We start from the raw sequence: 23,733 nt of genomic DNA, 5'->3' as shown, positions 1-23,733 counted from the left end.
TTCTCGGTGGTGACGGAGCGGTGTGCCGGTACAGCAGAGCGCGGCCGCTCGGCCTGGTGCCGTTGTAGCTCGGCATGGCGGAACTGGTAGGCGGTGCCAGGCTGCCGCAGCCCTTCACGAATCCGCCCGGGATCCCGAACGTGAGACCGATCTGGCGGGGATCCTGCGGGGTGAGCACCGGATCCCGATGAGCTTCGGACGCAGTGCTGTTCATCGTCTTCCTGCCTGAGCTGGCGTCCCTGGCCATCGAGACACGGCTGCGGAATGAGCTCGCTCCCGACAGAGAGCATCACCCCGGACATGCGTCCAGTCATGCAGGAGGAGGTGTCGGGCGCCTGATCGCAAACAACGGGAGTCGGGTGGACATACCTCGCGCTGACGACAGCGTGACGTTCCTGCATCCGGTGCCGTCGGTTCGTCGTGGCCCGGAAGCGGGGAGCCGCCGGGCGGCGCGGCACCTGACAGATCAGGTCCCGAGGTCCCAACGGGGACGAGGCGGAGCCCTTCAACCGGGATCGGCCAGGTGGTCCCGACAGCACGAAAAAGCCCGCTGACCAGGCTTCTGCCTGTCCAGCGGGCGGTAAACCGTTTTATGTCGGGACGACAGGATTTGAACCTGCGACCCCCAGACCCCCAGTCTGGTGCGCTACCAAGCTGCGCCACGTCCCGTGCTGACGAACGCTACCCTACCGGAGATCCGGCGCTGTGGTGGGGGTCGATCTCACACACCGGCTCAGGTCCGTCCCGGGGGATCGGCCGGCGCGACATGACCACACCGGCCGATCCGTCCTAGGCTCCTGGGGGGCGGTCGGTTCAGATCGACCCGTGGCCGCGGCGGCGCATGCCCGCGCCGATCAGGATGGCACCGAGACCGGCCCCGGCGATCGGCAGCAGCGGCGAGTTGCCACTGTCCGCGGTGCCGCCACCGCCCGCGCCGACGCCGCCGACCGGGGCCCCTCCGGCGCCCGCACCGACACCGACACCGGCACCGGCGACGACGCCGACCGGGCAGTCCCTGTCCTTGTCCTTGTCGTCGAACCAGTCGTCGTCCTTGTCCCTGTCGTCCTTGACGGCGTCCTTGTCGTCGACGAAGGCACGGGCCTCCTTGTCGCCTTCGCGGTCCTTGTCGTCCCTGTCCTTGTCGCCGAAGATGTCCCACTCCTCGGACTTCTTGTCGTCGCACCGACCCTTGTCGTCAAAGATGTCGGCGTGCGCGGCCGTCAGTCCGGGTCCGAAGCTGAGGATGACGGTTGCCGCGCTCGACATGGCGAGAAGCGCGGCGCTCCGTCCCATTCCCTTCCTCATCTGGTCCCCTCTCTCACGCATGGTTATTGCTTGGTCACTGCGAGTGACACCATAGCGAGGAGTGGTCGGGATGGGACGCAGCGAGACGGCGTGGTGTGACGGGTCCGAACGGGCCGCGGGTGCGACCGGCGCGGGACCGGCATCCATTGCGGGACATGGGTTGAGCTGCGGCGCGCGACCGCCTCGCACCTCCTTGCCGGATGTGGTCCTGGCGTGGGTCGTTCGCGTCACGCGACTCGACGCGCAACTACGCTCGGCTACCACCGAGGCTCGATACCATCACCTTGCGTAGTTCTTGGTGGGTCGGTGTCGATGGACGGTCGCTGGACGGAGACAGTCGTGAAGCGTGGAGCGACGGAGCGGTCGCCGGTGCGTATGACGTTCTCCCGCCTGTTGCTCGTCGCGGGCGTGGTACTGGTCGTCGGGAGCGGGTTCCGGCTGACCGAGTCCGATCCCGCCCCGCCCTCGGACACCGAGAGGGTCGACGTCGCCGGCCTCGGCACCGCGATCGACCAGGCCGGCGCCCTGGACGGGACGGGTGCGCCCACCGGCCCGACGGCCGCCGCGCCGGTGCCGGCGCTCCCGCCGGTCGTGGTCACCGACCCGACGCGGGTGCGGATCCCGGCGATCGGAGTGGACGCGGCGATCGTCCGGCTCGGGCTGAACGCCGACGGCTCGCTGGCCGTGCCGAAGAAGTGGCAGGAGGTCGGCTGGTACGACCGGGGCCCGGCGCCCGGCGCGCTCGGCCCGTCGGTGCTGGTCGGCCACTACGACTCGACCTCCGGGCCGGCCGTCTTCTACCGCCTGCGGGCGTTGCGCGCCGGGGACCAGATCGAGGTCACCTCGCCGACCGGGCTGCGCACGACGTTCACGGTCGACCGCACGGAGGACACGACCAAGAAGGCGTTCCCGACCGATCGCGTCTACGGCGCGGTGGGCCGGCCGGAGCTGAGGCTGATCACCTGCGGCGGGGCGTTCGACGAGGACACGAACCACTACCTGAGCAATCTGATCGTCTACGCGCACGCGAACAGCCCGTCCGTGCCGGGCGCCCAGCCGCCCGGCGCCGGGGCGCCGCCCGCCGGCGCCCCGGCGCCGGCCGTGTCCGCGCCGGCTGTGCCCACTCCAGTCGCGCCGGCGCCGTCCCCGTCCCCGTCCCCGGCCGTGTCCGCGCCGGCTGTGCCCGCTCCAGTCGCGCCGGCGCCCGCCATCCCTGTGCCGGTCGGGGTGGCACCCGCAGCCCCGGTGTCTGTCGCGCCCGTGCCTGTCACGCCCGCTACGGCCATGCCCGCGCCCGCCGCGCCCGTGCCAGGCGCGGGCGCGGCGCCGAACGCCCCCGCTCCGCCGGCCCCAACCGGCTGAGCCGGCCGGCGACCTTTCGCCGGATGTTTCGCGGTGGCCCCAATGTGCTTTGCGGGCGCTCCGCGGCGGTCGCGCGCCCCCCACGAAGGTCGAGCCCGCCCCGCCCATTCTGTTTCACGCGTATTGCCCGGTGTGGCCGCGCAGACCCGCCGTCGCTGGCGCCCGGACCCAAAAGGCCACGTCCGGGGCGGTCTGGCGGCCCGTGCGGGGGCGTTCCGGCGCGCGTCGCCCTGATGATCCGCCCGGCTGGCGCCGGAAGCCCGAATGCCTATATCAGGCAGGCATCAGCGGCCTCTCCCCGGGTGCCGTCACGGCCCGCCCGCCCCACGCCCGCCGGGTGTTGATCCGACGGAAAGTAAGCGGCTATTTCCATGTCGTGATCGAACCCTCGCGTTCCGGGAAGGTGGGCGATTGTTGTGAGGGGGGTGATTGTCGGGCAAGTGCCGAAGTCCACTATCTTCAGCATCGGCACCTGCGTGCACAGCTATTTGAGAGTGCCGAGCACCGTCCGATGTATGTAAAGCGTCGAGCCGAAGCGCCGTGTCCTGCCCCCGGCCCGACGACCCCTCCGAGACAGGCGGGGCAGGACGAGGGACCTCGGCGGTCCCGGTGACCGGGCGATCCGTCCGGCCGCCGGACGGCCGATCCGGTCCTGCCGGCCGTGCTGGCCGGCGGGTCGGTGTGCGATGCCGAGCGCGGCAGAGCGCCTCACAGGCGCCGGTAGAGAGAAGGACACGCGTTGCCCCGTCGTGGAATTGCCTGGCTGCCCGAGGACTGGGAGCAGTTCGTCAAGGGGCGACAGCGCCCCTCGAACGCCCGATCGGGTACGGGCGCCCGGCGGCGCACCTCCCAGCCGCCTCGTCGGGCGGCGACGATCGCCGCGTTCACCACGGGCACGCTCGCGGCCTCGACGGCGGCCTTCGCCGCCACGGTGCCGGCCACCCCGGACGGCGCCGCGTCCATCGACCCGGGCGCGACCCAGACGGCCTCCGTTCTGCCGGGCCAGGGCGGGACGGACGCGCCGGACGCCGCGGCCGCCGCCGCCGCGGCCGCCGCCGCGCCGCTGGCGGGGGCGATCGCGTCCTCCGAGCCGATGTTCACCAAGGTCTCGCTGACGGCGGACAACACCACGGTCGCGCCGAACGCCCCGGTGGTGCTGACCGTCCGGGCCAATGAGGCTGGCGGCGCTCCGCTGGCCAACCAGCGGGTCCGCATCGTCGTGGTGAACGGGCCGAAGTGGCAGACCTCGACGGCGCTGACGACCGACACCAACGGTCAGGCCCAGATCACCGCGCGGCTGCTGACCACCACGACGATCACCGCCGTCTTCGACGGCACGAGCGCGCTGCGGCCCTCGCTGGCCGGCGCGGCCACGATCACGATCAAGGCGCCGACGGCGCCCCGCCCGGCCGTCAGCCAGGCCATCCCGTCGGTGATCCCGGGCAGCTCGATCGGGGAGAAGGCCGTCTACCTGGCCTCGCTGCAGAAGGGCAAGCCGTACGTGTGGGGGGCGGAGGGCCCCTACTCGTTCGACTGCTCCGGCCTGGTCCAGTACGTCTTCAAGCAGCTCGGACGTTCCCTGCCGCGCACCGCGCAGGGCCAGTACGACGTGTCTACCCACGTGCCGCAGTCCGGTAAGCGCCCCGGCGACCTGATCTTCTACGGGACCGAGGGCAACATCTACCACGTGGGCATCTACGCCGGGAACGGCTACATGTGGGCCGCGCCGCAGACCGGCGGTGTGGTGTCGCTCCGCCCGATCTACAGCTCCACCTACAAGGTCGGCCGGATCATGTGACGCGCGGGGCGGCACTCGGCCCGAACCGGGCCGAGTGCCGCCCCGCGCTCCCGCACCTGGCCGCGCGCCGTCCCGCACCACGCCGGGCCCGGACGGCGGCGACCACTCGGCGACCCGGCCGGCGCCTATCCGCTAGCGTCAGAGCCGACGACCCGCGTCCAGCGGTCGGCGCGCGAGCCGTCGGCGCCCGTCTTCGTGCGGCCGGGTCGGGGAGGAGGGACGCGGCGTGACGGCGGAGACGCAGGCCTCCGACCGGATCTGGACCATCCCGAACCTGCTGTCCGGTCTGCGCCTGCTGGGCGTGCCGCTCTTCCTCTGGCTCGCGCTGGGCCCGGAGGCGGACGGTGCCGCGCTGGGTGTGCTCGCCTTCGCCGGCATCAGCGACTACCTGGACGGCAAGCTCGCCCGGGTGCTGAACCAGACCAGCCGCCTCGGGGTGACTCTCGACCCGCTGGCCGACCGGCTCTACATCTTCGCGACCATCGCCGCGCTCACCCTGCGCGACATCGTCCCGCTGTGGTTCGCGTTGGCGCTCGTCGCCCGGGACGTCGCACTGCTGGGCCTGGTGCCCGTGCTGCGCCGGCTCGGGGTGGGCACCGCGCTGCCCGTCCACTACCTCGGCAAGGCGGCCACCTTCAACCTGCTGTACGCCTTCCCGCTCCTGCTGCTGTCCGCCGGCGACTCGTGGCTGGCGACGGCGGCCCGCCCGCTCGGGTGGGCGTTCGCCATCTGGGGTATCGCTCTTTACTGGTGGTCCGGCCTCCTCTACGCAGAACAGGCCCGCCGGCTGGCCGGGGAACGCGCCCGCCTGGCCGCGGCGCGAAAATAGGGAGGTAACCCTTGAGAGCCGTCGTGATGGCGGGCGGCGAGGGCACCCGGCTGCGGCCGCTGACCGCGAACCTGCCGAAGCCCCTGCTGCCGGTCGTCAACCGCCCGATCATGGAGCACGTCCTGCGGCTGCTCAAGCGGCACGGTTTCGACGAGACCGTGGTGACGGTCCAGTTCCTCGCGGCGATGATCCGCAACTACTTCGGCTCCGGCGACGAGCTGGGCATGCACCTGTCCTACGCGACGGAGACCACGCCGCTGGGCACCGCGGGCAGCGTGAAGAACGCCGAGGACGCGCTGCGCCACGAGGAGTTCCTGGTCATCAGCGGTGACGCCCTGACCGACATCGACCTGACCGACCTCGTCGCCTACCACCGGGCGCAGGGCGCGCTGGTCACCGTCGCGCTCAAGTCGGTGCCCGACCCGCTCGAGTTCGGCATCGTGATCACCGGCGAGGACGGGCGGATCTCCCGGTTCCTGGAGAAGCCGACCTGGGGCCAGGTGTTCTCCGACACTGTCAACACCGGCATCTACGTGATGGAGCCGGAGGTCCTCGACCACGTCCCGGCCGGCGAGGCGGTCGACTGGTCCGGGGATGTCTTCCCCCGGCTGGTCGCCGCCGGGGCGCCGGTGTTCGGCTATGTCGCCGGCGGCTACTGGGAGGACGTCGGCACCATCGCCAGCTTCCAGCGCGCCCAGGCGGACGTGCTGAACCGGCAGGTGGACGTCTCGATCGGCGGGTTCGAGGTCTCCCCGGGGGTGTGGATCGGCGAGGACGCCGACGTCCATCCCGACGCCATCCTCAAGGGACCGCTGGTCGTCGGCGACTACAGCAAGGTCGAGGCCGGCGCCGAGCTGCGCGAGTTCACCGTGCTCGGCAGCAACGTGGTGGTGAAGCGGGGGGCCTTCCTGCACCGGGTGGTCGTCCAGGACAACGCGCTCATCGGCCCGCGGACGAACCTGCGCGGCTGCGTGATCGGCAAGAGCACGGACGTGCTGCGGGCCGCGCGCATAGAGGAGGGCGCGGTCATCGGCGACGAGTGCGTCATCCAGGAGGAGGCGTTCGTCTCCCATGACGTCAAGGTCTACCCGTTCAAGACCATCGAGGCCGGGGCGGTCGTCAACACCAGCGTCATCTGGGAGTCGCGCGGGCAGCGGTCGCTGTTCGGCCCGCGTGGGGTCTCCGGACTGGTCAACGCGGAGATCACACCGGAGCTGGTGGTCCGCCTGGCCAGCGCGTACGCGACGACGCTGAAGAAGGGCTCCACCGTCACCACCGCGCGGGACGGCTCGCGCGCGGCCCGGGCCCTCAAACGGGCCGTGATCAGCGCCCTCACCGCCGGCGCGATCAACGTCCGTGACCTGGAGGTGGCCCCGCTGCCGGTCGCGCGCTTCGACGTCCGCACCTCGGACGCGGCCGGCGGAATCATGCTGCGCTCCAAGCCGGGCGACGCCGAGCGCATCGACATCGTCTTCCTCGACGCCGACGGCGACGATCTCTCCCCGGCCGCGCAGCGCAAGCTCGACCGCGTGTTCACCCGGCAGGAGTTCCGCCGAGCGTTCCCCGGCGAGATCGGCGACCTGCGCTTCCCGGCGCGCACGGCCGACGTCTACACCCAGGACCTGCTCGACCGGGTGGACACCAGCGGGCTCGCCGAGGCGGATCTCAAGGTGGTCGTCGACCCGTCCGGGGGAGCGGCGTCGCTGCTGCTGCCCACCCTGCTCGGCCGGCTCGGCGTCGACGTGCTGACCGTCAACGGCCGGCTGGACGAGACCTACCCCGAGCCCGGCGCCGAGCAGGAGCGCAGGGCCCTGGACCGGCTGGGCGCGCTCGTGGCGAGCTCGCGCGCCGCGTTCGGGGTCCGCTTCGACCACATCGGCGAGCGGATCACCATCGTCGACGAGCGCGGCGACCTCATCAGCGACGAGCGGGCCCTGCTGGTCATGCTCGACCTCGTCGCGGCGGAGAACCGCGGCGCCCAGGCGGCGGTGCCCGTCACCACCACCCGGGTCGCCGACCAGGTGGGGCGCTTCCACGGCCTGACCGTGCGGCGGATGTCGATGTCCGGCTCCGAGCTCTCCCGGGTCGTGCAGGCCGAGCCGATCGTCTTCGCCGCCGACGGGCGGGGCGGGTTCGTCGTGCCGGAGTTCGCCCCCGTGATCGACGGCCTGGCGGCGTTCGTCCGGCTGGTCGCGCTGGTCGCCCGGACCAGGCTGACGCTCAGCGCGATAGACGCGCGGATCCCTCCGGTCGCGATGGTGCGGGCGTCGGTGCCCACACCGTGGGCGGAGAAGGGCACCGTCATGCGCCGCGTCGTCGAGTCGGTGGACGTCGACTCGGGCGACCAGGTCGACACCACCGACGGGGTGCGCGTCGTCGGCCCGGACGGATCCTGGGTGCTGGTGCTGCCCGACCCGTCCGAGGCGGTGACCCACCTGTGGGCCGAGGCGGCGGATCTGGGTGGCGCGCAGAAGCTGGTGCGCCGGTGGAGCGCCGTCGTGGAGACGGTGCCGCCGGAGCAGGCTCCCGTCAACCGTCCATGATCGTAATGGCTTCCCGGCGGCGGAACGCGACGGGTATGCCACAGTGGCCAGCCGGCCATCGGCGAGAATGCCGGATGTGCACGGACGGACACGGCTGACCACGCGCGCGAGCGGGGGGAGCCCGCTGGCGGGCGGCGCCGCGGCGACGGTGCTCGAGCGGATCGTGGCCGACGCGCTCGAGCCCGCCTACGCGCGGGGCTCCGACGCCGCGCGCGGAGCCGGTCGGCGCGGTGGCGGGTGGGCCAGGCGGCTGCTGCTGCCCCTGACGCTGCTTCTCGCGGGCCTGCTTGTCGCCGTGAGCGTGCGCCAGGCGGTCGATGACGCGCCGTCCCGGGAGCGGCTGCGGGCGCGGCTGAGCGCCGAGTACGAGGCCCGCTCCACCCACCGGGACGGCCTCGCCTCCTCGGTGGCCGTGCTCCGCTCCGCCACTGAGGGCCTGGTGAACCGGCGCCGGACGGCCGACGGGCTCTGGGCGGTCGCGAACGCCGAGATCGACGCGCTCGCGGCGCCGGCCGGCCTGGCGCCGGCACGCGGCCCCGGCGCGCGGGTGACCCTCGTCGACCCGTCGGCCGGGCCGCCCGCCGACGCGGGCAACCCGCGGCCGACGGCACAGGGCCCCGACGGCCGGCTCGCCGACCACGACCTGGCCGACATGGTGAACGCGCTGTGGGCCACCGGCGCCGAGGCCATCGCCGTGAACGGGGTCCGGCTGACCGCGCTGAGCGCGGTGCGCGCCGCGGGCGACACGATCCTGGTCGGCCTGAGCCCGGTCGCGGCACCCTACGTGGTCGACGTCGTCGGGGACCCTGACACGATCGTTCCGGGGGTGACCGCCGCGGCGGTCACCCTGCGCCTGCGCACCCGGATGGGCGCGCCCCCGAACGCCGTGACCGTCGCCCGCCTGGACGACGTCACCGTGCCGGCGGCCCCCAGCCCGAGCCTCCGATATGCCCGAGGGAGCGGATCTTGACCCGTGAAGGTGCGATCACCGGCCTGCTCGCGCTCGTTGTCGGCGTCGTCGCCGGGCTCCTCGTCGCGCCGAAGCCCCCGACCTGGCTGGACCCGTACCTGCCGGTGGCGGTGGTCGCCGCGGTGGACGCGGCGGTCGGGGGCCTGCGCGCGGCGCTGGAGCGGGTCTTCTCCGACCGTGTCTTCGTCGTGTCCTTCCTGTCGAACGTGCTGCTGGCCGCGGCGCTCGTCGCGCTGGGTGACGCGCTCGGCGTCGGCGGCGCGATGTCGACCGCGGTGGTCGTCGTCCTCGGCATCAGGATCTTCACCAACGCGAGCGCGGTCCGCCGATCGCTGCTGAAACTGTGACCGACGAGCTGCCGTCCCGCACTCCTCGGCTCCACGTGCCGCCGCCCGGCGAGTCGCCTCCCGGTGAGCTGCCGCTCGGGGAGCCGGCGGACACCACGGGGCCGGCCGGCGGCGGCCCCGCTGTCGTGCACCCGACTGTCGGGAAGGCGACGAGCGGCGGCACCGGCTCCCGGGTGCGGCTGTTGCGATACGTGACGGTTCTGTTGCTCGCGGTGCTGGGATTCGGTGTCGCCGTGATGATCCGGATCGCCGACACGCCCGAGCGGCTGGCGGCGGCCCGGCCCGACGAGCTCGCCACCGAGCTGGAGGACCTCGCCGTCGCCGGGCGGCGGCTGGAGGTGGAGGCCACCGGTCTCGAGCAGACCCGCGCCGCGGTCGCCGACGGCGCGCGCGGCGACGCCGACCTCGACCGGGCCCGCCGCGAGGCCGAGGCCCTGGCGGTACTCGCCGGCACCGGCCCGGCGACCGGGCCGGGCGTCACCCTCCGCATCGACGACCCGCGGGGGACCGTCGAGGCGTGGATCCTCGTCGACGCCCTGCAGGAGCTGCGGGACGCCGGTGCCGAGGCGATCGAGCTCTCCGGTGTCCGTGTTGTGGCCTCCACCTACATCGTCGACGCTCCCGGCGGCGGTATGACCGTGGACGGCGGCAGTGTCGTGCCGCCCTACGAGCTGCGCGTGGTCGGGGACGCGCACACGCTTGCCCAGGCAATGCGGATTCCTGGCGGAGTGCTCGATACGGTAGCTACCCGGGATGGCGCGCATGCTGAGGTCACGAACTCGGATCGGATCGAGATCAGGGCGCTGCGGGCCGTTCCGACCCCCCGTTTTGCCCGTCCAGCCGGTTGAGGGGCGCGCCCCGCGACGACGCCGTCGCGGTGGGCGCCGGCCGTCCGGACGGTCCCATGCGTCCGTCGACGCCCGTGCCGGCGCTCGGCACCACGACCGCAGGAGGCGATTCCGGTGTACCCGGACGACCTGAAGTACACCCGTGAGCACGAGTGGGCCCGGGTCGAGGGGAACAGGGTGCGGGTCGGCATCACCGCGTACGCGCAGGAGGCACTCGGCGACATCGTCTTCGTGTCGCTGCCCGAGGTCGGGCAGGCCGTCTCGGCCGGGGAGCCGTGCGGCGAGGTCGAGTCGACCAAGAGCGTCTCCGACATCTACGCGCCCGTCTCCGGCGAGGTCGCGGCCCGCAACGAGGCGCTCGTCGCCGCTCCCGAGCTGGTGAACTCCGACCCCTACGGGGAGGGCTGGCTGGTCGAGGTCACGGTGGTGGACGCGGCCGTCCTCGACGACCTGCTCGACGCCGCCGCCTACCGCGAGCACGTCAAGGAGCAGTAGCCGCGCGGGAAGTTCGCGGCCGGCGTGAAGTTCGTGGCCGGACTGTCATTCCGGGACAGGCGTTCCCGGGGTGGGCGCGGTCATTGGGCGGTGCTATGCGCATTGGCCTGGCTATGTCCTATCTCGTCCGATGTCAAGTGAAGGGCGGCCACCGCCCGTGTGCGGTGGCGCCACGCCGAACAAACACCCGACGCACCCTTTTCACGACGGTGCGCCTGATGCACTAGCCTCGAAGTGCGCCGTGACGGCATCGGCCGCGGACACCGCCGCGTTCGGCCGTTCGCGCGGGGTGAGTGCCCGATCACATCGGGTCAGGCCCCTGTCGGGGAACATTCCTGCCGCCGTCAGGGCGGCGGACCGAGCGGCCGGGCTCCCGCCTGCGGGCATCCGGCAGGAAGCGGACGAGACTGTGTTCTGCACGAGGTGCGGCCAGCAGAACCCGTCCGACGCGCTGTACTGCGCGCGGTGCGGGTCGCCTCTGGTGCGTCCGGGCGAGCCCGTGGCGCCGGAGCGACCCGCGGAGCAGACGTCGACGCTCAACCTGGCCGCCGCGCTCTCCGGCATCGAGGGTGACCACGTCGACGAGTCGACCGAGCGCGACGCCGTCGCCGCCGTCGACGCGCTTCCGCCCGGCTCGGCCCTGTTGGTCGTCAAGCGAGGCCCGAACGCGGGCAGCCGGTTCCTTCTCGACGCCGATCTCACCACCGTCGGGCGCCATCCGGAGAGCGACATCTTCCTCGACGACGTCACGGTCTCCCGGCGGCATGCCGAGTTCCACCGGTCGCCCTACACCAAGGGATTCTCCGTGCGTGACGTCGGCAGCCTGAACGGTACCTACCTGAACCGGGAGCGGATCGACTCCGCGGAGCTCACCGGCGGCGACGAGGTCCAGATCGGCAAGTTCCGCCTGGTCTTCCTGACGGGCGCGACCTATGGGGGGGTCGGGGTTCGGTGAACAGGTCCACGACGAGGTGAGCGGCGGCAGCAGCGCCGCGGCGGAACCCATGCGCTCGTCCGGTCGTGCGGAGGAGTCCCGGCCGGGATCGTCGCGGCGGGGCGGCCCGGGACAGCGGCCCGAGGATGCCGCGAAGACCCTGAACATCGGCGAGGTGCTGGACAGACTTCGCACCGAGTACCCCGACATCACCCTCTCGAAGATCCGCTACCTGGAGTCCGAGGGGCTGGTCGAGCCGGCGCGCACCAGCGCGAACTACCGGAAGTACTCGCTCGACGACGTCATGCGCCTGCGGCACGTGCTGCACGCCCAGCGTGAGCGGTACCTCCCGCTGCGCGTGATCAAGGAGGAGCTCGCGGCGCTCGACCGAGGCGACACCCCGCTGCCCCGGACGGGCCCGCGTGCCGTGCCCGACCGGCCGGCTGTCCGCGGCCTGGACGGCCTGCTGGGCGCGGAGCGGGTCCGTCTGTCCCGCCGCGAGCTGCTCGCCGCCAGCGGCCTCGACGACGACTCGCTGGCCGAACTGGAGGGCAACGGGCTCGTCGGCCCGATCGCGGGCGGCGGCTACTACGACTCCGACGCCCTGCTGGTGGCCCGTACCGTGGCCCTGCTCGCGGCGCACGGCGTCCAGGCGCGGCACCTGCGTGCCGCCCGCGCGGCGGCGGATCGTGAGGCAGGTCTCATCGAGGCGGCGGTCGCGCCGCTGCGGTCCGGTCGTCTGTCGGAGTCGGATGGCCGCGCCGCGGAGACCGCCGACGAGCTCGCCACCCTGCTGGTGCGCATGCATGCCGCGCTGTTGCGGACCCGGTTGACCGGCAGCCGGCCAGGCTAGCGGGGCACGGTCACCCAAAACGGCGCCATCTTCCACGGAAAGTGAGAACTGGCGGGCGCGCTGACGCGGGGCGGTAGCGGGGATACTGTCTCCCCGTGGGGTTTTCTGGCTCCGGTCACAGCGTCCCGCCCTACCCCACCTGCGCTAGGAGGTAGATCGGTGCATCGGCTGGACATCGTCGGCGTGCGTGTCGAGCTTCCGTCGAAGCAGCCGATCGTCCTGCTCAAGGAGGTGGGTGGGGAGCGGTACCTGCCGATCTGGATCGGCGCGGTCGAGGCGACGGCGATCGCCTTCGCCCAGGAGGGCATCACCACGGCCCGGCCGATGACCCACGACCTGATGCGGGATGTGCTGCGGGCACTCCAGACGGAGCTGACCCAGGTCACCATCACCGACCTGCAGGACGGAGTCTTCTTCGCCACGCTGGTGTTCGGTAACGGCGTGGAGGTCTCCGCCCGCCCCTCGGACGCGATCGCCCTGGCCATGCGGATGGGCGCGCCCGTGTACGGGGTCGAGGCGGTCCTGGCCGAGGCCGGGATCACCGTCCCGGAGGAGCAGGAACAGGAGCAGGAGAGCGAGCTGGAGAAGTTCCGGGAGTTCCTGGACACCATCTCGCCGGAGGATTTCAACACGCCGGGCTCCTGAACCAGGCTCGGAGGGCCGCGAGGCCCCGGTGCCGCGCCGGATGTGACCCGAGCGGGGTAGCTCGTCCGGTTGGGCGCACACTTGTCCTGGTGCGGCCAGCATGTCCGCTGGACTACGGACACGCCGGCTTGGATCATTGAAGAGACGATGCCCCGCCCTTACGGTCGGGCGAACCGACTGCCCATCCGGTGCGCCGGCCGGCGCGGGGATGCGTCGCCGTTCGCCGCCGGGGGCGGCCACGGTGCCCCGCCGCCGACGCGGCGCGGGCCCGGGCTGGTGGGCGTGTGGCGCGGCGCCGGTGTGGGCGGTGTCGTCAGCGGGCGGGCCGTGAGGCTCCCGGACTGTCCGGAGGATGGGACTGGTGAATGGTGGCACCTCGATCGGAGCAGCCGCGCGGGTGGCGCCGGAGGAAGCCGATCCCGCCTGGGTGGATGCCGAGCGGACGACCATGATCGAGCAGGGTCAGCTCTTCGGCGACGAGATCCCGCAGCCGCCCGGTGACGACGTCGGATACCGCGGGCCGACGGCCTGCTCGGCGGCCGGCATCACCTACCGCCAGCTTGACTACTGGGCGCGCACGGGCCTGGTCGTGCCCAGCGTGCGCGGGGCGAGCGGGTCCGGCAGCCAGCGCCTCTACTCGTTCCGCGACGTGCTGGTCCTGCGGGTCGTCCGCAAGCTGCTGGAAGCCGGGGTGTCGCTGCAGAACATCCGGGCCGCCGTCGACCATCTGCGGACCAGGGGAGTGGCGGACCTCGCCCACCTGACCCTCATCAGCGACGGCTCGACCGTCTACGAGTGCACCTCGGACGACGAGGTGATCGACCTGGTCCGGGGTGGTCAGGGCGTCTTCGCGATCGCGGTCGGGCGTGCGCTGGAGGACATGCGCGGCCAGCTCGCGGAGCTGCCCTGCGAGCGCCCCGGCAACCCGGCGGYGACGCACCCCGGCGACGAGCTGGCCCACCGCCGGCGGCGGCGCAGCTCGGCCTGATCGGCACGCCCCGCGGGGAAAAACCATTGGGGAACTGTCGGTGGCCTGGCGTACGGTCCCCGTGTGACGGATCATCCCGCGGTCCTCGTCGAGGGCCTTCGCAAGAGCTACGGCCGACATACGGCCCTTGCCGGGCTCGACCTCCTCGTCGCGGAGGGCACGGTCCACGGCGTTCTCGGCCCCAACGGGGCCGGCAAGACGACCGCTGTCCGCATCCTGGCCACGCTGCTCGCCGCCGACGGTGGGCGGGCCGAGGTCCTCGGGGTCGACGTGCTGCGCCAGCCGCAGCTGGTCCGTCCCCGGATCGGCCTGACCGGCCAGTACGCGGCCGTCGACGAGCGGCTGACCGGCCTGGAGAACCTGGAGATGTTCGGCCGGCTGTACCGGCTGTCAGCCCGCACCGCGCGGGCGCGGGCGGCCGAGCTGCTCGAGCGCTTCGACCTCGCCGAGGCCGCCGGGCGGCAGGCGAAGACGTACTCGGGCGGCATGCGTCGGCGCCTAGACCTCGCGGCGAGCCTCATCATGGCGCCGGCCGTGCTGTTCCTGGACGAGCCCACGACGGGGCTGGACCCACGCAGCCGCCAGGCGATGTGGCGGGTGATCGCCGACCTCGTGCGCGACGGCACCACCGTGCTGCTCACCACGCAGTACCTGGAGGAGGCCGACCAGCTCGCCGACCGGGTCTCCGTCGTCGACACCGGGCGGGTCATCGCCGAGGGAACCACCGACGACCTCAAGCGCCAGATCGGCGGCGACCGGCTCGACATCACCGTGGCCGAGGGCTGCGACCTCGGCGGTGCCGCCGAGGTGCTGGCCCGGTCCGGTACCGGCGCGGCCACCGTGGACGCCGACGAGCGCCGGGTGAGCGTCCCGGTCTCCGGCGCGGGCATCCTCGCCGAGGTCGTGCGCGGCCTCGACGAGATCGGGGTCACGATCGTCGACGTCGCGCTGCACCGCCCGTCCCTCGACGACGTCTTCATGACCCTGACCGGTCACGGCGCCGCCCCGGCGGGTGCGACCGGCCCCGGCGGGCCGGGCGGTGACGACGGGCCTCCCGGCCCGCGTACCGGCGACGACGAGCGGGATCTGGTGAAGGCATGACCACTCTCGATCTGACACCCGTCGCGCGGCGGAGCCGGCTGACCTGGGAGCTCCTCGACGCCTGGGTGATGTGCCGGCGCAACCTGATGAAGACCTGGCGGGTGCCCGAGCTGCTGGTCTTCGCGACCATCCAGCCTGTGATGTTCGTCCTGCTGTTCAGCTACGTGTTCGGGGGCGCGATCGACGTCGGCCCGGATCTCGACTACGTCGACTTCCTGATGCCCGGCGTCTTCGTGCAGACAGTGATCTTCGGCGCGATGATGACCGGGATCGGCCTCGCCAACGACAAGGAGGAGGGGCTGATCGACCGCTTCCGGTCGCTGCCGATGAGCCGCTCGGCCCTGCTGACCGGGCGGACACTCGCCGACCTGGTCCGTAACGCCTTCATCATCCTGATCATGCTGTTGGTCGGCCTGGCGGTCGGCTTCCGCTTCGGTGACACCACGGTTCCGGCCATCCTGGCGGGATTCGGCGTGATGCTGATCTTCTCCTACGCCTTCTCCTGGGTGTCGGCGGTGATCGGCATGTCGGTCCGCAGCACGGAGGCGGCACAGTCCGGCGGGATGATCTGGGTCTTCCCGCTCGTCTTCGCCAGCTCCGCCTTCGCCCGGGTCGACACGATGCCGGGCTGGCTGCAGGCGTTCGCCGACCACCAGCCGGTCACCGTCACGGTGGATGCCGTGCGCGCCCTGTTCCTCGGCGGCCCGGTGGCTGACGACCTGCTGCTCTCGCTCGCCTGGTGCGGCGGGATCCTGCTGCTGTTCGGGCCGCTGGCCGTCCGGGCCTTCCGGAGGGACGCCGCAGGCTGACGAGGCCGCGAGATCAGGCCGCCCGGATCACGGCAGGGCCGATCGTGGCGGGCCGCGGCCTCAGGTGCGTCCCTCGGTGTTCTGGGCGTTGCCCAGGGTGGGCTCGTAGGCGACCCAGTCGGCGCGCAGCACGGGCCAGCCGTCGGCGCGCAGCAGCTCCACGACCGCCGGGTCGTCGTCGACCACGACGGCGACCCGGCGGTGCACGCCGAGCCGGCGCAGCTCGGAGCGCTTGAAGATCCGCGCCGGGCGGCGGTCCGCGTCCGGGCGCATCCGTAGCTCGTTGAGGGGCAGCCCCTGTTCCCGCAGCCAGCGCTCGGTCGCGGCCCGGGAACGCTCCGGGCGCCCGGTCAACCAGAGCACCTCGTGGTCGCGGGCGAGCGAGCGCACCAGCTCCACCCCCTCGACCAGGGGCGGATCGACGTCCGCGGCAGCGAAGAACGCGTCCCAGTCACCGGGGCGGGCCCGCAGGAAGCGCAGGCGGTGCCGCACGTCGGCGACCACCCCGTCGACGTCGATGACGGCCAGCGGTCGGTCCGCCGGCGCCTCCGCCGCGGCGGCGGCCTGAAGCGGGCCACCCGCCACGCTGTCAACTTCAGCCACGCTGTCGAGACCAGCCACGCCTTCCATACCGGTCACGCTATCCACGTCGCCCGCACCGCCGCCGCCACCAACGCCGGCCGGGGCCCCGGGGCCCGCCAGCCCGTCCGGTTCGGTCTCCGACCCCGCGTCCAGGCCGGACATGCGCCCCGGATCCGCCACTTGTGTGCCTCCCGTACGGCGTCCACGTCGATGCTCCTCCGCCGGGCCATTGAACACGCGCGACACAGCGGATAAACCGTCGGTGTCCCGGCGGGCATCCGGTACGGTCCAGTTCATCATCGGGTGTTTCCCACGGTTATCGGCTGAACTGGCCGGGGACACCGGCCGGAGACACCCGGGTGGTCGCCGGTTCCGCATGCGGTGAAACGGCCCGACGTGACGCAACGGTCGCTAGCGTGGTGTGCCAGTGACTGATCGCTGGTGGTGATCCGCCAGCTGGCACCAGGTCAGGTGGCGGCGGGTGTCGTGGCGTCGCGGACGCGGCCCGGTCAGGAGACGTTCCGGTCGTCTGTCGCGAGGAGGTCGCGGTGTCGGGCACGCGGCGAGCACGCCTGCTCGTCTCCGGCATCACGGAGAGCCTGGAGGCGGCGCTCGCGCTCGCCGACCAGCTCGACGAGCAGGCGACCGAGCTGGCCTCCGGCGCGCTGCCCGTCCCGTCGGCCGCCGCGCTCGACCCGGAGACGCTCGGCGCGGTGCCGGCCGACCTCGCCGGCGATCTCGACCAGGTCGCGCTCGCGCTGAGCGAGGCCGGCGCGCTCGCCCGGCGGCAGGCGCCCGCGTTCGCCGGCGCCGGCTGGGACGCGCCGGAGTGGCGGGGAACACTGCCCGCGGGCGGCGCCGACCCCACGCCCGGGCCACCGGTCCGGCCGGGGCTGTGGCGGCTGGGCCGGATCCTCGTGCCGCCGCTGGCCCGCGGCGAGCGCACCGTCGAGGTGCCGCTGGCGGTGCCGTTGCTCGACGCGGGAAACCTCCAGATCGAGACCACCCGCCCCCGCCGCGGCGAGGCGGTCGGCCTGGTCCGCGGCCTGCTCACCCGGATCCTGGCGAGCGTCCCCCCGGGTGGCGTCCGGATCACCGTCTACGACCCGCACGAGCTCGGGGCCGGCCTCGCCGCTTTCGCCCCGCTGCGGGTGGCCGGGGTCGTCGGCCCGACGCTGACCAGCCGCGCGCGCCTCGAGCTCGCCCTCGCCGAGCTCTCCGGCGAAGTCGGTCGGATCACCGTCGAACGCCTCGCCGGCCGGTTCGACTCGCTACGCGAACGGGAGGACGCCGGCCTGCCCCGGTCGGAGCCGTGGCGGCTGCTGGTGCTGCTGGGCTGGCCGTCCCTGCCCGACGAGGCCGCCCGTGCGCTGGACGCGGTGGCCTCCCAGGGCCCCTCGTGCGGGGTGCACGTCATCGCGGTCGTCGAACCCGGGGGCGGTGGGGTCGACGTCCCCGGCGGGCGGGCCGCGGGGCGGCTGCCGAACGCGGAGACGATCACCGCGGTCGAGCTGCTGGCCCTGCGCGGCGAGAGCGACGGCGGGATGCCCGGCGGCTGGCGCAGCACCCTGTCCGGCCTGCTCGGCTGCGTCCTAGACGCCCCCCCGCCGTCGGTGGTCGTCTCGGACGTCACCGCCCGGGTCGCGGCCGGGGTGGAGCGCGCCGCCGCCCGTGCGCCGGACCTGGGTGGCCTGCTGCCCGCCGGGCTCTGGGAGTACGAGAGCTCGGCCGGGGTCTCCGTCCCGGTGGCGCACGGCCCGGACGGCGAGGTCACCCTCGCCTTCGATGACGACACCGTGCACGGCCTCGTGGGCGGCCAGGCCGGGGCCGGGAAGTCGACCCTGCTGCTCGACGTGGTCTACGGGCTGGCCGCCCGCTACGGCCCGGACCAGCTCCGCTTCCACCTCCTCGACTTCAAGGAGGGCCTGGAGTTCGCCCAGTTCGCCGCGCGTCCGGGCGACCCCTTCTACCTTCCGCACGCCGACACCGTCGGCATCGAGAGCGACCGGGAGTTCGGCGTCGCGGTGCTGCGCGCCGCCCGGGACGAGATGCAGCGGCGCTCGGTGACGATGCGGGCCGTCGGCGCGCGCGACCTGCGCGGGCTGCGTGCCGCCGACCGCAGCTCCGCCTGGCCGCGCACCCTGATCGTGATCGACGAGTTCCAGGTCATGCTCACCCCACTCGACGCGGTCGCCCGGGAGGCGGTCGCGCTGCTCGAGGTGATCGCCCGCCAGGGCCGCGCCTACGGGATCCACCTGCTGCTGGCCAGCCAGACGCTGTCCGGCATCGACGCGCTGGACGCGACCGCGGGCAAGCGCGGATCGATCTTCGGCCAGTTCGCGCTGCGCGTCGCGCTGCGGACGTCGATCTCCGAGTCCCGGGTTCTGCTGTCGACCGCGAACGAGGCGGCGGGCGCGCTGTCCGGGGTCGGCGAGGCCATCGTGAACCGGCGCAACGGCCATCCGATCGGTAACGAGCACGTCCGGGTGGCCTATCCCGACCCGAAGGTGATCGCCGGGCTGCGGGAGCGGATCGAGGCCCTCGTGGCCCAGGCCGTCCCGCCGATGCGGGCGCCGCGGGTGTTCGTCGGCCACGCGCCGGCCGTCCTCGCCGACAACCCGGCCTTCCAGGCGCTGGCCGGGCGGCCGGCGCCGCTGCCCGGGGAGGCGGCGGGGGACCCGCTGGCCTTCGTCGGCGTCCCGCTGGACCTGGCCCCGCCGGCGGTGGGGGTGCGGCTCGCCCGGCTGCCGGGCCGGCACCTGGCGATCCTCGGCCCGCTGCGCCGCGAGGCGGTCGGCATGGTCCAGGCGGCCGCCGTGTCCGTCGGTGCCCAGACGCCGCGCGGCGGGCTGGTCGTCGACGTGGTCGCTGCCGATCCGGCCACGGTGGCCGCGGCCGAGGTCATGGCGGACGTCCTGCGGCGCTCCGGGCATCCCACCCATGTCACGGACGTCACCGGTCTGCGCGGGGTGCTGGGGTCGGCCGCGGCGGAGATCCGGGCCCGGGAGGAGGCCGCGCTGGCCGGGCGGGGCGAGGCCGCCGCGGGCATGCGGCTGATCGTCGTGTTCGCGATGGACGCCGGCCGCGCCGGGCTCGAGGCGCGCGACGACGCGTCGCGCCGGTCCGGTCTCGACGACCTGCGGACGCTGACCCGGCGTGGCCCGGCCACCGGCGTGCACCTGCTCTGCTGGTGGCGGGCGCCGTCCCGGCTCGTCGACGACCTCGGCCCGGGGCACCGGGACGACATCGCGGCCTGGGCGGCGACGGGCCTGCCCGGTGGTGACCTGTTCGGCCTGGCGGGACACCGTCCGGTCACGGCGGGCACGACGCCGAACCGGGCGGTGCTGTTCGACCGGCACGCCCAGGCCGAGCCGCGCACCGTCGTCCCGTTCGCCCCGCTCGGCACGGGGTCGGCGGCCGAGAGCGGAGCGGCGGTGTGAGCGGCGCGGGCCGGCGTGGGGTGAGTGATCCGCCCGAGGCGGGGAATGCGCGGAGGGTGGCTGATCCATATGGACTCTCGACGGGTCCCGATGCTGCCGGGGCGGGTGCCAGCGGCGGGCTGGGGCCTCCCGGCTCCGGTCCCGATCCCAACCTCGGCCACGGGCGGGGGAACGGGAGCGTGAGCGGCGGCGGGAGCGTCCCGGGGGCGGGCGGGACGATCGGCTCCGGCCTCGCCGAGATCCCGGACGGGCCGCTCGTGCCGACCATGCCCTCAGGCGCCACCGCTCCCACCCCCCGGTCCGGCTCCGCCGCGGCCGTGCCGCCCCGGCCCGGCGCGTTCGTGCCGCGGGAGCTCGACCATCCGCTGGTAGCGGCCAACCGGTACCGGGAGCTGATGGGGGCCTCCGACGCGGTGCGGGCCCGGCTGGCCGAGAGCCTCGCCGCCCGCCAGGAGGGGCACGACGTGATCGCCCGCCGGCACCGCTCGGCGGCCGACGACATACGCACACGCATCGGCGTCGTCTGGGGGAGCGTCGGCGGGTCGCTGGCCCCGCACGGCCTGGGCGAGCTCGACCAGGTGCGCCCCCGCAGGGGCGAGGGGCCCGACCTCGAGGCCGTCTACCAGCGGTACGCCGGCGATCTGGACGGGCTCGACCGTGGCCGCGGCGGCCGTCCCACGGCTGTGACGATCGACGCGGCGGGCGGACGCCGCGCGTCGCGCGGCTCGCGGGCCCGCGGTGTCGACGAGCAGCCCTCCATGGGTCAGCGCGGCGGGAAGCGGCTCGGCGCGGCGTCCGGCGGCCTGGTCGGCGCCGACGGCCTGGTCGACCCGGAGCGGGCGAAGAAGCTGGCCTACCGGCTGTGCCTGGAGGTGATGGCCCGCTCCGCCGAGCTGCGCGCGGTGACGAAGGGCGCCTCCGGGATGTCCGCGGGGCTGGTCACCGCCCTGTGCTGCGCGCTCGGCGGCGCGCTGACGGTGGCGGCCCGGGTGTTCGTGGCGGCGCCGGCCCTGCCGTGCCTCGCCGCGGCCGGGGGAGTGGGCGCGATCGCGGTGGTCGCGGCCACCGGCTCGTCCGCGGCGGCCGCGGTGCGCAGCGCCCTGCTCGCCGCGGCGTCGGCGGCGGTCGCCGTCTTCGCCACGTTCGGTTTCGTGCCCATCGAGCCGGCGGGGGCCATCGGCTCGCTGGCCGTGCTCGCGCTCGCGCTGCGGTTCGGGCTGGGCTTCGGCGCGGCCACCGGCTCGTCCAAACCCACCGGCCAGGGCGGATCCGGGCGGCGCTGAGGCCGGGGCCGGGCAGCCCGCGCCGGTGCGGGGACCAGCCGGTGCGGGGACCAGTGGGTGAGAGGACCCAGCCGGTGAGAGGACCCAGTCGGTCAACGAACGGAGTGCACGGTGGCAGGGACGATCGCCGACGTCAAGGCACAGCTCGACGAGGCGTTCCGGCGCACGGAAGATGTGACGGGCCAGCTCGAGGGCGCGCTCAACATGATCGAGGAAGCGCAGGCGATGGTCGTGGCGGCCACCGACGGCAGTGAGCACCTCGCCGTCGAGCAGCTCACCAGTGCGCTGGTCGAGACCAGGGACAGCCTGGAGAACGCGCTCGCCGCGCTCGGCAACGCCGTCCAGGAGGTCAAGGTCTACCGCGACGGTCTGTGACCGGTGGCGTACCACCGGCCCGGATCCGGCGTGGTGTCGGACACACTGCCGGTGGGACCGGTGTCGGCGGGGGAGAACCGCGGCGCGCGGTGCGGCCGGACCGGCCGGGCATGTGCACTGGTCGCGCAGTGGTGCGTACGTGGACGAACTGGTCGGGGTTCGTGCCACGGAGACCCGCACGCGCTGTGCGGTGGTGGTAACCCGCCGGGTGTCCGGGTAACAACGTCCTGGCCGGGCGGCAACGCGGTGCATCCGGTAGCCAGGCTCACTACAGTCCGGATTGTCCCGTGCGCTCGACCCTTCGGCGGGCCGTGGCCGACAGTGCCCACATTGCCGGCCGTGCGCCGACCGACGGTGCCGGGCACCATGACGACCAGGAGGGCTTCTTCCGCCGTGTCGGACATCGACCTGCTCGATCTTCCGCTGGTTCTGCTGTCCAACCGAGGTCCTGTCAGCTTCGATCGTGACGCGTCCGGCCGGACCGTCAACCGTGGCGCCGGCGGGCTGGTGTCCGCGCTGTCCGGCCTCGCCGAGCACCTCGACGACGCGGTCTGGGTGTGCGGCGCCGCGACCCCCGAGGACGCCGCCGTCGCCGGTGAGAACGACGGCGGCGCGATCCTGGTGCAGACCCAGCCGACCCCGCACGTCGTCGAGGGGCAGCCGGACGGCCCGTCGATCAGGGTCCGGTTGGTGGTGACTGATCCGGACGCCTACGCCGACTTCTACAGCGTCTGGTCGAACCCGATCCTGTGGTTCATCCAGCACGGCCTGTACGGCCGGTCGCTGGCTCCGGTGCTCACCCGGGCCGAGCACGACGCGTTCGAGAACGGCTACGCCGCGGTGAACCGGGCCTACGCCGACGCCGTCGCCGACGAGGTGCGGTCCCGCGGCGGCAAGGCGCTGGTGCTGCTGCAGGACTACCACTTCTACCTGGTGGCCGAACACGTCCGCGAACAGTGCCCCGATGTGGTTCTCACCCACTTCGTGCACATTCCGTGGCCGGGCCCGGACGAATGGCGCGTGCTGCCCGGGAACATCCGGGAACGTCTGCTGCGCGGCCTGCTCGGCAGTGACGTCGTCGGCTTTCACACCCGCCGTTACGCCCGGAACTTCGTGCTGTGCGCCGGCGAGCTGCTCGGCCTGCCGATCAACCTCGACGACCTGACCGTCACGGTGAACGACCGGGTGGTGAGCGCCCGCTACTATCCGATCTCCGTCGACCCGGCGGCCCTCGACGCCACGCTGGCCAGCGAGGACGTCGCCGCCCACATGGCGATGCTGCGCTACGTGTTCCTCGACGAGGACCGCCAGCTCGTGCTCCGGGTGGACCGCACCGACCCCAGCAAGAACGTGGTGCGCGGTTTCCTGGCCTTCGGCACCCTGCTCGACCAGCATCCCGAGCTCGTCGGGCGGGTCAGCTTCCTCGCGCTGCTGCAGCCGAGCCGGACCGACGTCCCGGAGTACGCCGACTACATCGCGCTGATCGGCGCGGTCGTCGCTGAGATCAACGCCAAGCACACCAAGGAGGGGCGCCAGCCCATCGATCTCCGCATGGTGGAGGACTTCGCGCTGGCGGTCGCCGCCTACTCGATCTGTGACGTGCTGATGGTCAACGCCATCGCCGACGGCATGAACCTCGTGGCCAAGGAGGTCGCCGTCGTCAACCGGCGCGGCGGCGTGCTCGCGCTGTCCGAGATGGCCGGGTCGCACGAGGAGCTGGGTGAGTTCGCCGTCACGCTGCACCCGTTCGACGTCCAGCAGATGGCCGACGCCCTCTACACCGCGCTCACGATGCCGATGGAGGAACGGCACCGTCGGCTCGCCGCGGCCGCCGAGCAGGTCCGCACGCACGACGTCCGGCGATGGCTCAACGACCAACTGGCGGATCTGCGTCACCTGGCTGGATTCTCCTGAGACGTTCCCGGGCGGGTACGCTCGGCGGGAGGTCGGGCATGGTTACCGTGGACGACGAGACAGGAGTTGACGTGTCGGAGACCGGTCATGTGCGGGGCAACGTGGGCTCTTGGGCGGCGGTGTACATCATTATCGCCGCCTTCATCTTCGGGACTCTCGCGTTGATCCTCGGTTCGGTGCCCCTGTGGATCGCGGCCGGTGTGGCGATCGTCGCGGGTGCCGCCATCGGCCTGGCCTCCAACATCATGGAGCAGGCGTACTGAGCGCGGCGCGTCTCTGGTTCAACCAGACCTGGCGCGGCACCTACCAGCT

The 23,733-nt window shown here is 73.3% G+C and carries 21 protein-coding genes and 1 tRNA gene; 19 read left to right on the top strand and 3 right to left on the bottom strand.

What is annotated here, in order from left to right:
- Positions 1 to 595 precede the first annotated feature (595 nt).
- Both BBK14_RS17295 and BBK14_RS38970 read right to left on the bottom strand, forming a co-directional pair.
- A tRNA-Pro gene (locus BBK14_RS17295) sits at positions 596 to 669 on the bottom strand.
- A gap of 144 nt (positions 670 to 813) precedes the next feature.
- Positions 814 to 1,293: a hypothetical protein gene (locus BBK14_RS38970; protein ID WP_241831616.1), complete on the bottom strand. Its 480-nt coding sequence runs from the start codon at positions 1,291 to 1,293 to the stop codon at positions 814 to 816.
- Positions 1,294 to 1,644: 351 nt separating this feature from the next.
- On the opposite strand from BBK14_RS38970, the gene BBK14_RS17285 reads away from it, so the two are divergent.
- The 14 genes from BBK14_RS17285 (at position 1,645) to BBK14_RS17220 (ending at position 15,827) form a co-directional block, all read left to right on the top strand.
- A complete protein-coding gene (locus BBK14_RS17285; RefSeq protein WP_241831615.1) occupies positions 1,645 to 2,667 on the top strand; it encodes a class F sortase in 1,023 nt (340 codons plus the stop codon).
- Between the two features lie 739 nt (positions 2,668 to 3,406).
- Entirely contained in the window at positions 3,407 to 4,465 is a 1,059-nt protein-coding gene (locus tag BBK14_RS17280; RefSeq protein WP_071063732.1) for a C40 family peptidase, read from the top strand.
- A 226-nt stretch (positions 4,466 to 4,691) separates the two neighbouring features.
- A complete protein-coding gene (clsA, locus tag BBK14_RS17275) occupies positions 4,692 to 5,294 on the top strand; it encodes a cardiolipin synthase ClsA (RefSeq protein ID WP_071063730.1) in 603 nt (200 codons plus the stop codon).
- A 26-nt stretch (positions 5,295 to 5,320) separates the two neighbouring features.
- Positions 5,321 to 7,837 (top strand): mannose-1-phosphate guanyltransferase, encoded by a 2,517-nt coding sequence (locus BBK14_RS17270; protein ID WP_071063728.1) that lies wholly within the window; start codon positions 5,321 to 5,323, stop codon positions 7,835 to 7,837.
- 67 nt (positions 7,838 to 7,904) lie between these two features.
- Positions 7,905 to 8,807: a DUF881 domain-containing protein gene (locus BBK14_RS17265; RefSeq protein ID WP_071063726.1), complete on the top strand. Its 903-nt coding sequence runs from the start codon at positions 7,905 to 7,907 to the stop codon at positions 8,805 to 8,807.
- Positions 8,804 to 9,154: a small basic family protein gene (locus BBK14_RS17260; protein WP_071063724.1), complete on the top strand. Its 351-nt coding sequence runs from the start codon at positions 8,804 to 8,806 to the stop codon at positions 9,152 to 9,154. The genes BBK14_RS17265 and BBK14_RS17260 overlap by 4 nt, the downstream gene beginning before the upstream one ends.
- On the top strand, positions 9,151 to 10,002 hold the full coding sequence (locus BBK14_RS17255) for a DUF881 domain-containing protein (protein WP_071063722.1): 852 nt from the start codon (positions 9,151 to 9,153) through the stop codon (positions 10,000 to 10,002). The genes BBK14_RS17260 and BBK14_RS17255 overlap by 4 nt, the downstream gene beginning before the upstream one ends.
- Positions 10,003 to 10,116: 114 nt before the next feature.
- Positions 10,117 to 10,497: a glycine cleavage system protein GcvH gene (gene gcvH, locus BBK14_RS17250; RefSeq protein ID WP_071063721.1), complete on the top strand. Its 381-nt coding sequence runs from the start codon at positions 10,117 to 10,119 to the stop codon at positions 10,495 to 10,497.
- Between the two features lie 409 nt (positions 10,498 to 10,906).
- Positions 10,907 to 11,452 (top strand): FHA domain-containing protein, encoded by a 546-nt coding sequence (locus BBK14_RS17245; protein WP_020572244.1) that lies wholly within the window; start codon positions 10,907 to 10,909, stop codon positions 11,450 to 11,452.
- Between the two features lie 16 nt (positions 11,453 to 11,468).
- The gene (gene ftsR, locus BBK14_RS17240; RefSeq protein WP_071063911.1) at positions 11,469 to 12,284 is read left to right on the top strand and encodes a transcriptional regulator FtsR; all 816 of its coding nucleotides are present in this window, start codon (positions 11,469 to 11,471) and stop codon (positions 12,282 to 12,284) included.
- 159 nt (positions 12,285 to 12,443) lie between these two features.
- On the top strand, positions 12,444 to 12,929 hold the full coding sequence (locus tag BBK14_RS17235) for a bifunctional nuclease family protein (protein ID WP_006540374.1): 486 nt from the start codon (positions 12,444 to 12,446) through the stop codon (positions 12,927 to 12,929).
- A 361-nt stretch (positions 12,930 to 13,290) separates the two neighbouring features.
- Positions 13,291 to 13,917 (top strand): MerR family transcriptional regulator, encoded by a 627-nt coding sequence (locus tag BBK14_RS17230; RefSeq protein WP_116430100.1) that lies wholly within the window; start codon positions 13,291 to 13,293, stop codon positions 13,915 to 13,917.
- A 63-nt stretch (positions 13,918 to 13,980) separates the two neighbouring features.
- Positions 13,981 to 15,018 (top strand): ATP-binding cassette domain-containing protein, encoded by a 1,038-nt coding sequence (locus BBK14_RS17225; RefSeq protein WP_071063718.1) that lies wholly within the window; start codon positions 13,981 to 13,983, stop codon positions 15,016 to 15,018.
- The gene (locus BBK14_RS17220; protein ID WP_020462472.1) at positions 15,015 to 15,827 is read left to right on the top strand and encodes an ABC transporter permease; all 813 of its coding nucleotides are present in this window, start codon (positions 15,015 to 15,017) and stop codon (positions 15,825 to 15,827) included. Before BBK14_RS17225 ends, BBK14_RS17220 begins: the two co-directional genes overlap by 4 nt.
- 60 nt (positions 15,828 to 15,887) lie before the next feature.
- Here BBK14_RS17220 and BBK14_RS17215 read toward each other — a convergent pair whose 3' ends face one another.
- A complete protein-coding gene (locus BBK14_RS17215) occupies positions 15,888 to 16,457 on the bottom strand; it encodes a phosphatase domain-containing protein (protein WP_420849170.1) in 570 nt (189 codons plus the stop codon).
- A gap of 500 nt (positions 16,458 to 16,957) precedes the next feature.
- Here BBK14_RS17215 and BBK14_RS17210 point away from each other — a divergent pair, with 500 nt between their 5' ends.
- The 5 genes from BBK14_RS17210 to BBK14_RS17190 all read left to right on the top strand — a co-directional run bounded on the left by BBK14_RS17210 (position 16,958) and on the right by BBK14_RS17190 (position 23,684).
- Positions 16,958 to 19,849, top strand: coding sequence for an FtsK/SpoIIIE domain-containing protein (locus BBK14_RS17210; protein ID WP_071063716.1), 2,892 nt, complete (start codon positions 16,958 to 16,960; stop codon positions 19,847 to 19,849).
- 179 nt (positions 19,850 to 20,028) lie between these two features.
- Positions 20,029 to 21,132, top strand: coding sequence for a hypothetical protein (locus BBK14_RS17205; RefSeq protein WP_241831614.1), 1,104 nt, complete (start codon positions 20,029 to 20,031; stop codon positions 21,130 to 21,132).
- A 111-nt stretch (positions 21,133 to 21,243) separates the two neighbouring features.
- Complete coding sequence (locus BBK14_RS17200; RefSeq protein WP_018499991.1) at positions 21,244 to 21,507, top strand: hypothetical protein; 264 nt, start codon at positions 21,244 to 21,246, stop codon at positions 21,505 to 21,507.
- 393 nt (positions 21,508 to 21,900) lie between these two features.
- On the top strand, positions 21,901 to 23,421 hold the full coding sequence (locus BBK14_RS17195) for an alpha,alpha-trehalose-phosphate synthase (UDP-forming) (protein WP_071063714.1): 1,521 nt from the start codon (positions 21,901 to 21,903) through the stop codon (positions 23,419 to 23,421).
- A gap of 38 nt (positions 23,422 to 23,459) precedes the next feature.
- The gene (locus BBK14_RS17190; RefSeq protein ID WP_071063712.1) at positions 23,460 to 23,684 is read left to right on the top strand and encodes a hypothetical protein; all 225 of its coding nucleotides are present in this window, start codon (positions 23,460 to 23,462) and stop codon (positions 23,682 to 23,684) included.
- Positions 23,685 to 23,733 lie beyond the last annotated feature (49 nt).

The sequence above is a fragment of the Parafrankia soli genome (assembly GCF_001854695.1).
Classification (GTDB): domain Bacteria; phylum Actinomycetota; class Actinomycetes; order Frankiales; family Frankiaceae; genus Parafrankia; species Parafrankia soli.
The sequence above is the reverse complement of the archived record's forward strand: the minus strand, read 5'-3'. Positions and strand labels throughout refer to the sequence as shown.